Here is a 14,297-nt window from a genome sequence, read left to right as displayed (position 1 = left end):
TTTTAACTAAGAAATTCAATAGTAATAGTACTAATTTTCAAATAACTTATTTAAAAAAAGCATTTGAAATCAATACAATTTCAAATGCTTTTTAATTTAGTTAGATTAAGCAACACGACCCTAATCTATTTCAATATCAATCCTTCTGGTACATGTTGCCTATCGAACCATATCCATATACTCTTTATTCTTGCGTGTTGACTCCTATTAACTTTTGGTTTTCATTACTATTTTTATTTATAGCAACATTACCTTCTTTTGAATCATCATTCTAAGGCTTATAATTTTTGTATGCTGGCCCTCTTAACTTTTGTCTTTCATTACCGCTTGTGTTTACTAAAATGGCTTCTCCTTTAGAGGTGTCTTTCCACGGTTTATAATTTTTATATGCAGGACCTGTAAGTCCCTTTTTCTTATTGTTTGTATAAAAAGCAATAGGCTGTGTGTTGTGTTTCCAAGGCTTGTAGTTTTTGTATGCTGGCCCTTGTAAATCACTTCGCTTTACATTACTTTTCTCTTGAGCAGTTACTCCAAAAGAAATTAAAATAAATCCTAAAATTAATGCAACTTTTTTCATGACTATTGTTTTTATGGTTCATGACAAAATTACACTCCAAACTAGGGTTTTAGAGGTATAAGAATCTACCCATTTTTCATCCGTATAAATACGGATAAGGAAACTTAAAAAGTAGTTATATTAAATTTAGTTTTGCTGATTTCTTAATAAGTTCAGCGGTGTTTTTTACCTCTAGTTTTTTTAAAATATTTGCGCGATGGGTTTCTATAGTTCGAGAACTTACAAATAGTTTAGCTGCAATTTCTTTTGTAGTTAAACCTTCAGAAATTAATCCCAACACTTCTGTTTCTTTATTTGATAAAATATGTTCACTAACACTTTGGGTTGACATAAAGTTTATCATTTTTTCAGAAATTTCAGCACTAAAATATTTCTTTCCTTTGTTTACGGTTCGTATTGCTAAGGTTAATTCATCTTCATCTGTATTTTTTAACAAATAACCATAAGCGCCGCTTTTAGCACATTTAGCAATGTAGTTTCCATCGTTGTGCATAGAAATCACAATAGGTTTTATACTAGAGTTTAAAGTTTTCATTTCTTTTAAAACCTGAAAACCATCCATTTTTGGCATAGTGATATCCAATAGTACAATATCAACCTCTAAATCGCTATTAATAACCTCCATAAACTCATTTCCATCCGCAACACTTTTAACTATGATTATATCCTCATGTTTTCTCAATAACTCGGCTAATCCTTTTCGGAAAAGCTCATGATCGTCAGCTATTACTAATTTTATTTCATTCATAATTCTACAGGTAGTTCAATTTCAAAAGTAGTATTTCCAGTTGAGGAGTTCATTAAAATTTTACCTTTGCAAATTTCAACACGTTCTTTAATATTAATAATTCCAGAACCCAACTTTACATTTTTCTCATCAAAACCAATACCATCGTCAAAATAAAAAAGTGATATAAATTCATCGAATTCTGAAAGTGTAATTCTAATGTTTTTTGCATTAGCGTGTTTCAATGAATTATTAATTAACTCTTGGCAAATTCTAAAAATGTTAATCCCTTGATGGTTTGTTATTTGAGTTTGATCGTGTTTGGTTAAATCTTCATATTGAATAGTTACGGCTGTTGATTTTTTTAAAGTTTCAACAAAGTTTGTTAATGTAATACCAACACCAAAATCATCTATTGAAGAAGGCATTAATGCGTTTGACATCAACCTGATTTCAGAAATAGTATCATCTACTATTCGTTTCATTTCTGCTTTTTTATTTTCATTTTCAACTCTATTCTCGATATAATGTTTTAAGGATGTTAAATATGGACCAACGCCATCATGCAATTCTCTAGAAAGCCTTCTCCGTTCGTTTTCCAGACCATCTACTAACATGCGCTTAGCAATTATCCTATTGTTTTCTTCATTATTTCTGTACTCCACCAATTTATCTCTCATTATTACTAAACTTTTACCAAGCATATCATGAGTACTCTTGGGTGTATATTTCGAATTCAGATTCATTTTTCCTATATCTTCAGAAAACTTTACAGCACCTTGCAAAGAGGCTTTTAAATTTGCTAAGGCATCAAACATTTCTGCTATTTCACTTGAGTTCTTAGTATACTGATTATCTTGAGCATAATTCCCTTCAGCCATAACCTTCAGACTTTTACCCATGTTTTTAATGGGGTTTGTGATAATTCTAGTAAGAAAAAGTGATAGTATAACAGCAACAAAAAGAATACCTAAAGTTAACCCCAGAAGTCTAAATCTTAAGTTTCTTAAAGGAATAGTAACTTCACTTACATCTATTTCTGAAAGAATTACCAATTTGAGGTTAGAAATATTAATAATACTATAAACACTATAAACATCAATACCTCTATAATCCTCAAACGTCCCTCTTCCATTTTTTCCAGATAATGCGTTGATTACACCCTCGGTTTCAACTATCATGCTGTAAGGAATTTTATCAGGGAAAAATCTCGACTGAGAACGCATTCTATAATCTTCTCCAACAAGATAAGATTCTCCGCTTTCTCCCATACCTGTTCGCTCGAGAAGTATTTCTTTGATTTTATTGTAATCAAGTATCTTAATTTTATTTCCTTTTTCAGAATTAGAAACAAACCCTATAGAAGTTTCTTTATTAATATGGTAAGATGTAAAATCATAAATTCCTTCAATATGTTTTATATCAACTGGAACAAAAAAAGTAGTACTATCAATATTTTGATAATCTACTTCAGAATTTAAAAACGTATGCCATTCATTTTTAATTAAATTTTCAACCTGAATTTGTTTAAGCGTTTTAATAGAATTTAATTGAAGTAAAATACGTTCATTTAAAACTTTTGAGAATTGCTGATAGAAAGAAAAAGATAACACAGCAACCACTAATACAATAAGACTGTTGATTATTATTAGTATTAGCGTTTTGATTTTCATAAACAATATCGCTTTTGGATATTAATTCTCTATCTAATAAATAGTAATTCCCTATATTTTGTTAATGGCCATAATTCATCATCCACTAGCAATTCTAGTTTATCGCAATGGTAACGAATCTCGTCAAAAAACGGTTTTACTTTTTGGCAATAAGCTTCTGCTTTTTCTGAAATATTGGATAGGTTATTGGCTTTTTTACGTTCATCAATCATTTTTGTGACATTACTGTTTATACCATCAATGTGACCGGAAATTGCTCTTATTAAGTTCATTTGCTCTTTCGCCAAAGCCTTGTAATCTTTATCAAAAATTTCTTTTAAGCCTTTTACATTATCTATGAGTATATTTTGGTATTTAACAGCAGTAGGCACAATATGGTTTCTTGCAATGTCGCCCAATACTCTACTTTCTATCTGTATGTATTTGATGTAAGCTTCAATCTCGACTTCATACCTTGCCTCTACTTCAATCTTGCTCATTACTTTCATCTCTTCAAATAAGGCAATGGTTCGCTTATGAAGTTTCACTTTTAATGCTTCTGGTGTAGTTTTATTATTGCTTAAACCTCGTTTTTTTGCTTCTTTTTCCCATGCTTCGCCATAGCCATTTCCTTCGAATAAAATATCTTTTGATGCTTTAATATATTCTCTTAAAACGTTAAAAACAGCTTCATCTTTTTTGAAATTTTTTCCATCTACAAGAACATCTACTTCTGCTTTAAACTCCTTTAATTGTTTGGCTACAATAGTATTTAAAACTGTCATAGGGTTTCCACAATTTGCTGTGGAACCAACTGCTCTAAATTCAAATTTATTACCTGTAAATGCAAATGGAGAGGTTCTATTTCTATCGGTATTATCTAATAACACATCTGGAATTTTACCAACTACATTGAGTTTTAAATCGGTTTTTTCTTTGGGAGATAATTTACCTTTAGTAACACCTTCTAACTCTTGTAACACCTTAGTTAATTGCTCTCCTATAAACACGGACATAATTGCTGGTGGTGCTTCTGTTGAACCCAATCTATGATCGTTACTCGCTGATGCTATTGATGCTCTTAGTAATTCTTCATTTTCATAAACCGCTTTAATTGTGTTGATGAAAAAGGTAAGGAATTGCAAATTACTCATAGGTGTTTTTCCTGGTTTCAAAAGGTTTACACCGGTATCGGTTGATAAAGACCAATTGTTATGCTTTCCAGAACCATTAATATTTGCAAACGGTTTTTCATGTAATAACACTTTAAAATTATGTCGGGATGCCACACGCCCCATAACATCCATGAGGAGTGAATTATGGTCTACAGCTAAATTTGCTTCTTCATAAATTGGTGCCAATTCAAATTGATTTGGAGCTACCTCATTATGGCGTGTTTTTGCAGGAATCCCTAAAAGCATGCATTGATTTTCTAAATCTCGCATAAAATTTAGTGCGCGATTAGGAATTGACCCAAAATAATGATCATCTAACTGTTGTCCTTTTGCGGAAGAATGTCCTAATAAAGTCCTACCAGTTAATGTTATATCTGGCCTACATGCCACTAAATTTTTGTCAAGAAGAAAATATTCTTGCTCCCAACCCATTGAAGAGGTAACCTTTTTTACATTCTTATCAAAATATTTGCACACATCAGTTGCTGCATTATCAACAGCGTGTAAAGCTCTTAATAAAGGTGTTTTATAATCTAACGCTTCGCCAGTATATGCTACAAAAATAGTAGGTATACACAAAGTTGTTTCATAAATAAATGCAGGAGATGTTGGGTCCCAAGCTGTATAACCTCGAGCTTCAAACGTATTTCTAATACCTCCACTAGGGAAACTTGAAGCATCAGGCTCTTGCTGAACTAATTGAGTTCCGCCAAATTTTTCTATGGCATTACCGTTTTCTAACGTTTCAAAAAAGCATCATGCTTTTCGGCAGTAACACCGGTTAATGGCTGAAACCAATGCGTGTAATGTGTTACCCCTTTAGATAAAGCCCAGTCTTTCATTGAAGAAGCTACTTGATCGGCAACATTTCTATTTATTTTATTACCATCATTTACCGCACTTAGCACACCTACAAAGGCATCTCTTGTAAGATACTGTCGCATTGTATTTTCATTAAACACATTAGTTCCAAATAATTCGGAACGCTTCCCTTGTTCTATAAAGGTATTCGATTTGTAATTTATGGATTCTTTTTAGTGCGTGAAATCTTAAAATTGCCATTAAAAATGAGTTTTAAAAATCTGAATATTAAATTACAAAAATAATAGATAAGAATAAATGAAAGACCTAAAATCATAATTTTTATCATTAACAATATTTCAATATTTACATAAAAAACTATGCTTTTTTTAAAATATACCTTAAAAAATAGGGTATAAATAAAAATAACATTGAGATTTATGAAAACTACCCCTAATAACGCAAAGTATCTCAATAAAAATTTATATTTGTTTGGAAAATTAAAAATAACACATCAATAAATCATTAATTATGGCTAAAATCAAATTAGAATACCTTTGGTTAGATGGTTACTTCCCAACTCAAAATTTGAGAAGTAAAACTAAAGTAGAGGAACATGAAAACTTTAAAGGCACATTAGAAGAATTAGGAATGTGGTCTTTTGACGGATCATCAACTAGACAAGCTGAAGGTGGATCTTCAGATTGTTTATTAAAACCTGTAGCTATATATCCAGATCCTGATAGAATCAACGGGTATTTAGTAATGACTGAAGTTTTAAATGCCGATGGAACTCCGCATGTATCAAATGGTAGAGCGACTATTGATGATGATGATAATGATTTCTGGTTTGGTTTTGAGCAAGAGTATTTTATTATGGATACTAAAACTCAATTACCATTAGGATTCCCTATAGGTGGATATCCTGCACCTCAAGGTATGTATTACTGTTCTGTTGGTGGAAAAAATACACACGGTAGAGATTTAGTTGAAGAGCATGCAGATTTATGTATAGATGCTGGCTTAAATTTTGAAGGTATTAATCAAGAAGTTGCTTCTGGACAATGGGAATTCCAATTGTTTGCAAAAGGCGCTAAAAAAGCTGGTGACGAAATTTGGATTGCTAGATATTTATTAGACCGTTTAACTGAAAAGTACGGATACTACATTGAATACCACCCAAAACCATTAGGTAAAGATATGGATTGGAATGGTTCTGGTATGCACGCCAACTTCTCTAACACAACATTAAGAACTTGTGGTGATAAAGATGTTTATGCGAAAATATGTGAAGCTTTCCGTCCTGTGGTTAAAGAACATATTGAGGTTTACGGTGAGTTTAACGACCAACGTTTAACAGGATTACACGAAACTGCAGCTATTACTGACTTCTCTTGGGGAGTTTCAGATAGAAGGTGCATCTATTCGTATTCCAATTATTGCAGTTGAGAAAGGCTGGAAAGGTTGGTTAGAAGATAGAAGACCTGCTTCTAATGGAGATCCATACAAAATTGCAGGTAGAATTATTAAAACAGTAAAATCTGCTAAGATTTAATTCTTAATAAATTAGTTAAATCTAAAAAACGCTTCAAAATATTTTGAAGCGTTTTTTTGGTTTAAGATATATCTCATTTTTTCCATTTCCTAAAAAAGGGTTAAAAATTAAAGTCAAAATAAGTTCTTATACTTAAACATCATATTAATCGTTATTTTTGCGACAAACATTTTCAAATTTGAAAACAAACAACGTACTCTATATAGCTCTGTTTATTGCAGCTTTTACATCAAGCAATTTTTTGCGCAACAAAAAATTGAAATTAAATATTCTGGTTTTTTGAATTTTGATGAAGAAACTTACCCTGGAGCAAAAATTTTAACACGTGATGATGCCGAACAAGTACACATTTTTCATGAAGGTACAGACATGTGGTGCGATAAAGCCTATTATTATGGAACTGAAAATATTATTGAAGCCTACGGAAATGTAAAAATGATTCAAGGTGATACTATAAATATGACCTCAAAATACGTTGAATATAGTGGTATTACTCAATTAGCTTTCGCAAGTGGAGATGTAGTTTTAACAAACCCTGATTCTGAAATAACTTCAGATACATTGTATTTTGATAGAGAAAAACAGCAAGCATTTTACAAAAGTGGAGGTAATGTAAAAATTGATACTTCAGGAACAATAACTAGCAAAGTTGGACGCTATCTAATGAGTGAAAAGAAATATCGATTTGTTGAAAACGTAATACTCACTAATCCAGAAGCCATAGTAGAATCTGATTACTTTGATTTTTATGATGAATCTAAGCACGCATATTTATTCGGACCATCAACAATAACTACAGAAGAAAGTGTTACCTATTGTGAAAAAGGCTTTTATGATACTGAATTAAAAATTGGATACGCCATGAAAAATGCCAAAATTGACTATGATGGCAAAGAAATAATTGGTGATAGTTTGTATTTTGATCAAAATAGAAATTTCTCTTCTGCAACAAACAATATTAAAATAACTGATACTTTAAATAATAGTGTTGTCAAAGGGCATTATGCTGAAGTTTTTAAAGCTAAAGATTCTATTTTTATTACTAAACGCGCTTATGCCATAACTGTTCAAGAAAAAGATTCTATTTATATACATGGTGATACACTTATGGTAACAGGTAAGCCAGAAAAAGAATTACTCGAGTTTTCAGGAATGTGAAATTGTATAAATCTGATATTAGTGCAAAATCTGATTCTATTCATATGAACCATGAAAGTGGTTTAACACAATTAATAAATATAAATGATGCCCGTTCAAGTGGAGCATTTACAACCGCCCGAAAGCCTATTTTGTGGAATTTAGGTAATCAAATGACTGGTGACACCATTCATTTACAATCTGATACTGAAAAAGACAAATTGGATTCTCTCATTGTATTTAACCATGCTTTTTTAATCAGTAAGGACACTCTTGGTGATGGCTTTAACCAAATAAACGGAAAACGGTTAATTGGTCTATTTGATGATAAAAACCAACTAAATCAGGTAGATATTATTAAAAACGCACAGTCTATTTATTACTTTAGAAATGAAGACAATGAATTGGTAGGTATTGATAAATCAAAATCTGGATTGATTACCATTTTTATTGAAGATAACGCCATTCAGGAAGTTCGAAAAATAAATCAAGTAGACGGTGACATTTATCCCGAATCTAAATATCCAAAAAACGAACGAATTTTAAAAGGTTTCGACTGGCGAGAAGAAGAGCGACCCAATAGTGTCGAAGATTTGTTTAAAGATGATCCACCTCTAGAATTAGCTATAATTAAAGGATTGGAGGATTATGTGCCACAAGAAGATTTTTTTGATAAAGATTTAACTAGCAGAATAAAATCAACTAGAAAAGTTCTAGAAGAAAACAAACAACAAAAGACAAAGACTACGAATAAAAAGAAAGCTTTAAATACTTATGACGCTAATTACTATAGTGAAATTTTCGATTGGATTGAATATGAATCAAAAATTATATCAAATATTGCTAAAGCCCCAGATAACACACTATCAGCTTCTCGAGTAAAAACAAAAGGTTCTAACAATGGGCAATTAGCAAAAGTTTTACTTGAAAAAGAAGGTGATTTCCGTTTTTCTATATGGCTAAAAGGAAAAGGAACAGTACAAATTAAATTGAAAGAACATGGAGGGAATTCAACTAATTATAAAATTCTCAATATTTCTCTTACTCACAAATGGACAAAGCACGTATTAGAGTGCAAAAAAGAAAATGATGGCAGTAATATAATAGCTATTCTTGGGAAAATTAAACCAAATGACGAGGTTTATTTCTGGACAGCAGAATTAGATAAAACAAATTGATATCAGACTTCCTAAAATACCAAGCTCAAACAACCCCTACTCCACTAGCAATGGAAATTTCACATGCTAATGGCTCTTACATTTACGATACTAACAATAAGCAATATTTGGATTTTGTTGCGGGCGTTTCTGCAACTACATTAGGACACAATCATCCCAAAATCAACAATGCTATAAAAAACCAACTTGATAAATATTTACATGTCATGGTTTATGGTGAGTATATTCAAAAACCAGCAGTTGAGCTCACTAAACTCTTAGCAAAATATTTACCAAAGCCTTTAGAAAAAACATATTTAACAAATTCTGGTACTGAAGCTATTGAAGGTGCATTAAAATTAGCTAAACGTGCAACCGGACGTAGCGAAATTATTGCAGCAAAAAACGCCTATCATGGCAATACTATGGGCGCTATGAGCGTTATGGGCTATGAAGAACGCAAACAAGCCTTTAGACCATTATTACCAAATATCAACTTCATTGAATTTAATAATGAAAACGATTTGTCTTTTATCACAAAAAAACAGCTTGTGTTATTTTAGAAACCATACAAGGTGGTGCTGGTTTTATCACTCCTCAAAAAAATTACTTAAAAAAGTACGTAAACGCTGTACCGAAGTTGGAGCTTTATTAATTTTAGATGAAATTCAACCAGGAATTGGTAGAACAGGAAAACTTTTCGGTTTTGAAAATTATGATTGCATCCCAGATATTTTAGTTTCAGGCAAAGGTTTAGGTGGCGGTATGCCAATTGGAGCTTTCACTTCTTCAAGTAAATTAATGGATTTATTACAAGACAATCCAAAATTAGGTCATATTACAACATTTGGAGGACATCCACTTATTGCAGCTTCAGCACTTGCTACTTTAAGTGAAGTTATTGAAAGCAACCTTATGGCAAAAGCTCTTGAAAAAGAATTACTAATCCGTAGATTACTAAAACATACATTAATTAAAGAAATAAGAGGGAAAGGACTAATGCTTGCTCTAATTATGCCTTCACCAGAAATTGCAAATACTTTAATTCTTCAAAGTAAAGACCAAGGTTTAATCCTTTTTTGGTTGTTGTTTGAACCTAATGCGGTAAGAATTACTCCTCCATTAACCATTTCTAATGAAGAAATCACTAAAGGTTGCAATATTATTTTATCTATATTAAACATCTTATAACACTTTCAACAATCTGATTTACAATATATAATACTTCATTTTTACAACACAAAAGATTAGTTGTTGATTACTTTGTTAAAAACATTCAAACTTACTTTTCCAAAAGATTACTTGAGAACATTACTTTTATTATTGTAGAAGAGCACTCATAAACGAGCCTATGGAGTTTAGTCAAAGCGACAACAACAATTTACCTCTTACTAAATTTGAATCGATGTTAAAAACAAATCATGTTTTGTTTTTTGATTCTGAAGAATTTGAGAATATCATTCATCATTACCTTAACCAAGGAAAAATAGCTTTAGCAAAAAAAGCTATAAAACTTGGTTTAGCACAACACCCAACCTCCACTAATTTAAGATTATTCAAAGTTGAAATTCATGTATTTGAAAATAAATTAGATAAAGCTGATAAACTTTTAAATGAGTTATACTTTATTGAGCCTCATAATGAAGAAATTTTTATTCAAAAGGCAAACATTTTATCCAAAAATGATAATCATAAACAAGCAATTGAAGTTTTAAAACAAACTTTAGATTTAACTAATGACCTGGTAGACATTTACTCCTTAATTGGAATGGAATATTTGTTTTTAGATGAATTTGAAAATGCCAAAACCTACTTCATGAAATGTCTTGAAAAAGACATTGACGACTATTCGGCACTATATAATGTTATTTATTGTTTTGATTATTTAGAACAAAATCAAGGAGCTATTGATTATTTAAATATCTTTTTAGATAAAAACCCGTATTGTGAGATTGCATGGCATCAATTAGGTATACAATATGTTACTTTAAAACTATACAAAAAAGCACTAGCAGCTTTTGATTTTGCCATCATTTCTGATGATACTTTTGTAGGTGCTTACCTTGAACGCGGGAAAGTTTTAGAAAAATTGGGAGAATATCCTCAAGCTATTGAAAATTACAACCTTACTTTAAGCTTAGATGACCCTACTGCGTTTGCTTTATTAAGAATTGGACGTTGTTATGAAAAATTAGGTAATTTAGATTTAGCGGTTCAATATTATTACAAAACTGTTGAAGAAGACCCGCAATTGGATAAAGGCTGGATTGCTATTACTAAGTTTTACAGAAAAAGCAATAACTATCAAAAAGCGCTGTATTACATAAATAAAGCTATTAATATAGACTCAGAAAATGTTCATTATTGGAAATTATACTCCCAAATAAATCAACGTTTAAATCATATAGAAGAAGCAGAACGCGGCTATAAAAAAACTTTAGAACTAGGTAATTTTGAATTGGATACTTGGATTGCAAGAGGAGATTTACTCATAAAATTAGGTGAAACAGAAGCAGCATTATTTAACTTTAATCAAGCTTTAGATTTTTTTCCAGAAAATGCTGAAATTGAATATAGACTAGCAGGCATTCATTTCACATTACATCAAAATGCAAAAGGTCTTTTTTATCTAAAAAACGGACTTCGAAACAATCGAGATTATAGCTTTATACTCGATGAACTTTTTCCAGATTTTGCAAATAGTGATCAAGTAAAGACGCTATTAAAAACTACATCTTAATTTAACTCAAATTGTATACCTTTGATTTTCTAAAAAAATCAATTTATGCAAAAGAAATCCTATTGATTATCTTTTTATTTCTCTTAAAGGAATTGCTATGGGTGCAGCAGATGTAGTACCTGGAGTTTCAGGAGGAACAATCGCTTTTATATCAGGTATTTACGAAGAGTTAATTACATCTTTAAATAATATAAATTTTTCACTTTTTAAAACCTTTAAAAGTGATGGTTTTATAAGTGCTTGGAAACAATTAAATGGTAGTTTTTTACTAGCCTTATTTTCAGGAATCGCCATAAGTGTTTTAACTCTAGCTAAGGGGTTAAAATGGGTTTTAGAGCATCATCCCATATTAATTTGGGCGTTCTTTTTTGGTCTAGTTTTAGCAAGTATTCTTTTTATTGGGAAACAAATTAAAACATGGGATTTAAAAATAATTTTAGGATTAATTGTTGGTGCTGTAGTAGCATATTATATTACCACTATTCCTTCAATTAGCTCATCAAACTCAAGTTGGTTTTTATTTTTAGCAGGTGCATTAGCCATATGTGCCATGATTCTTCCTGGTATTTCTGGTGCATTTATTTTGGTACTACTCGGCGCTTATAAACCAATTTTAGAAGCTATAGATACTTTAAATATAAAAACAATTGCTATAGTTGGATGTGGAGCTCTAGTTGGACTTTTATCATTTTCAAAATTACTGAAGTGGCTTTTTAAAAATTATCATAATCTTACGCTTGCCATACTAACAGGCTTTATAATTGGTTCTTTAAACAAAATATGGCCATGGAAAAAAGTTCTTTCATATCGTACAGATTCACATGGTGTCGAAGTACCATTTCTTGAAGAAAGCATATCCCCATTTTCATATCAGGGTGATAATTTATTAGTCACAGCAATTATTTTAATGATTTTAGGGTTTTTAACTATTTTTATTCTTGAAAAATTAGGCAGTAAAAAACAATAATGGAAAGTACTAGAACCTTTAAGGACAAAATTTTTCTAGTTTTAAAAGGACTCGGTATGGGTGCTGCAAATAAAGTTCCAGGTGTATCAGGTGGCGTGGTGGCTTTTGTTGCTGGATTTTATGAGGAATTTATCTATTCACTTAAAAAAGTAAATGGTACTGCGTTTAAACTTCTTATTAATGGTAGGTTTAAAAGCTTTTTTAATTATATAAATGGTCGTTTTCTCAGTCTTCTTTTTCTGGGAATGATTATTAGTTATTTTAGTGTTTCGAAAATTTTAGATTATCTTATTTTACACTACGAACTTTATGTTTGGAGCGTTTTCTTCGGAATGATAATTGGCTCAATTTATTATATCAATAAAGATTTTAAAGATTGGAATAGCAAAACCTATATCACTTTAATTCTTGGAATTATTGTTGGTTTAGGTATCAGTTTTTTGAATCCTGCAAAAGAAAATGATAATTTACTTTTTGTATTTTTTTGTGGTATCATAAGTGTTTCAGGGATGACATTACCTGGTTTTTCAGGCTCATTCATCCTTATTTTACTTGGAAATTATGTATTGCTTTTAGTCGATTCTGTGAATGCTTTATATGATACTTTTTCTGAACTAATTCAAGGAGATTTTAGTTTCGTCAAAAATGAAGTTCGAATTAGAATGCTTAAAGTTCTTGGTGTTTTTACACTCGGTTCAGTTACAGGATTAGTCACATTTTCTCATGTACTTAGCTATATCTTAAAATATTATAAAAGTATTACTACCTCAGCAATTATTGGATTCATAATTGGTTCTCTCGGAGTTGTATGGCCATGGAAAAAAACAATTCATAAACTAATGGATAATGGTGATTTTCTATTAGACTCGAGAGGGGAAAAAGTTATAGAAAACTATAAACGATTCATACCAAGCTTGCATTCTGAAACATATTACGCCATTGGGTTTATTCTATTAGGTTTTGCAATAGTTGTGGGACTTGAAATTTATGGCCAAAACCAAAGAAAACATGTATAAATTAGGACTTTTAGGAAAAAACATTTCATACTCTTTTTCAAGAGAATATTTTAAAAATAAATTTAAGCGAGAAGACATCAACTCTGTTAACTATGATAATTTTGATATAGAAAATATTTCTTTATTTCCAGAAATAATAAAAAACACAAGAGGCTTAAAAGGCTTAAACGTTACCATTCCCTATAAAGAAGATGTAATACCATATTTGGATAAACTGAATAAAAAAGCAAAAGAGATTGGTGCGGTTAACACTATAAAAATTACAAAAAAAGGTAAGCTAGTTGGATATAACACAGATTGTTATGGATTCAAAAAATCATTAGAACCTTTTTAAAAAAACATCATAAAACTGCATTGATTTTAGGGACGGGTGGCGCAAGTAAAGCTGTATTATACACTTTAAGGGAGAAAAACATAAAGTGCCATTATGTTTCAAGAACCGCATCTAAGCATGTAAAATATATGTATTCTGACCTTAATGAGGACATTATTTCAAAACATCAAATCATTATAAACTGCACACCTCTCGGGACGTATCCAAATATACAGGATTGTCCTGATATTCCCTATAATGCAATAACAAACAAACACATTCTTTTCGACTTAATTTACAACCCAGAAGAAACAAAATTTCTAAGTCTAGGAAAACAAAATGGAGCTATTATAATCAATGGTTTAAATATGCTGAAACTTCAAGCAGAAAAAGCATGGTCAATTTGGAATATCATTAAATAAAAAATTAGTAGTTAAAACCTCTTTCCTTTTTTGTAATTCCTATAGTTGTTAGTATCTT

8 protein-coding genes and 4 pseudogenes are annotated in these 14,297 nt (G+C 30.8%); 8 read left to right on the top strand and 4 right to left on the bottom strand.

Annotated elements, in window-relative coordinates; all coding sequences use genetic code 11:
- Nucleotides 1–271: 271 nt before the first annotated feature.
- The 4 genes and pseudogenes from AC0L5U_RS01950 to AC0L5U_RS01935 all read right to left on the bottom strand — a co-directional run bounded on the left by AC0L5U_RS01950 (nt 272) and on the right by AC0L5U_RS01935 (nt 5,193).
- Nucleotides 272–577: a hypothetical protein gene (locus AC0L5U_RS01950; RefSeq protein ID WP_473414419.1), complete on the bottom strand. Its 306-nt coding sequence runs from the start codon at nt 575–577 to the stop codon at nt 272–274.
- 115 nt (nt 578–692) lie between these two features.
- Nucleotides 693–1,325, bottom strand: a complete 633-nt coding sequence (locus AC0L5U_RS01945; RefSeq protein WP_473414418.1) for a response regulator — start codon at nt 1,323–1,325, stop codon at nt 693–695.
- A complete protein-coding gene (locus AC0L5U_RS01940; protein ID WP_473414417.1) occupies nt 1,322–2,977 on the bottom strand; it encodes a sensor histidine kinase in 1,656 nt (551 codons plus the stop codon). Before AC0L5U_RS01940 ends, AC0L5U_RS01945 begins: the two co-directional genes overlap by 4 nt.
- A gap of 29 nt (nt 2,978–3,006) precedes the next feature.
- Nucleotides 3,007–5,193, bottom strand: a pseudogene (locus tag AC0L5U_RS01935) (glutamine synthetase III family protein).
- A gap of 270 nt (nt 5,194–5,463) precedes the next feature.
- On the opposite strand from AC0L5U_RS01935, the pseudogene AC0L5U_RS01930 reads away from it, so the two are divergent.
- The 8 genes and pseudogenes from AC0L5U_RS01930 to AC0L5U_RS01895 all read left to right on the top strand — a co-directional run bounded on the left by AC0L5U_RS01930 (nt 5,464) and on the right by AC0L5U_RS01895 (nt 14,239).
- A pseudogene (locus AC0L5U_RS01930) lies at nt 5,464–6,487 on the top strand (glutamine synthetase beta-grasp domain-containing protein).
- 279 nt (nt 6,488–6,766) lie between these two features.
- Nucleotides 6,767–7,645, top strand: a complete 879-nt coding sequence (locus tag AC0L5U_RS01925) for an OstA-like protein (RefSeq protein WP_473414416.1) — start codon at nt 6,767–6,769, stop codon at nt 7,643–7,645.
- A gap of 2 nt (nt 7,646–7,647) precedes the next feature.
- Complete coding sequence (locus AC0L5U_RS01920) at nt 7,648–8,802, top strand: hypothetical protein (protein WP_473414415.1); 1,155 nt, start codon at nt 7,648–7,650, stop codon at nt 8,800–8,802.
- Nucleotides 8,799–9,972 (top strand): annotated as a pseudogene (locus AC0L5U_RS01915) (aspartate aminotransferase family protein). Before AC0L5U_RS01920 ends, AC0L5U_RS01915 begins: the two are co-directional and overlap by 4 nt.
- Nucleotides 9,973–10,132: 160 nt before the next feature.
- Nucleotides 10,133–11,521 carry a tetratricopeptide repeat protein gene (locus AC0L5U_RS01910; protein WP_473414414.1) on the top strand — a complete coding sequence of 463 codons (1,389 nt, stop codon included), beginning with the start codon at nt 10,133–10,135 and terminating at the stop codon, nt 11,519–11,521.
- Between the two features lie 37 nt (nt 11,522–11,558).
- Complete coding sequence (locus AC0L5U_RS01905; RefSeq protein WP_473416145.1) at nt 11,559–12,488, top strand: polyprenyl-phosphate transporter; 930 nt, start codon at nt 11,559–11,561, stop codon at nt 12,486–12,488.
- On the top strand, nt 12,488–13,504 hold the full coding sequence (locus AC0L5U_RS01900; protein ID WP_473414413.1) for a DUF368 domain-containing protein: 1,017 nt from the start codon (nt 12,488–12,490) through the stop codon (nt 13,502–13,504). The genes AC0L5U_RS01905 and AC0L5U_RS01900 overlap by 1 nt, the downstream gene beginning before the upstream one ends.
- A pseudogene (locus tag AC0L5U_RS01895) lies at nt 13,497–14,239 on the top strand (shikimate dehydrogenase family protein). Before AC0L5U_RS01900 ends, AC0L5U_RS01895 begins: the two are co-directional and overlap by 8 nt.
- Nucleotides 14,240–14,297: the final 58 nt, after the last annotated feature.

The sequence above is a fragment of the Jejuia sp. G7-7 genome (genome assembly GCF_055808955.1).
The sequence above is the reverse complement of the archived record's forward strand: the minus strand, read 5'-3'. Positions and strand labels throughout refer to the sequence as shown.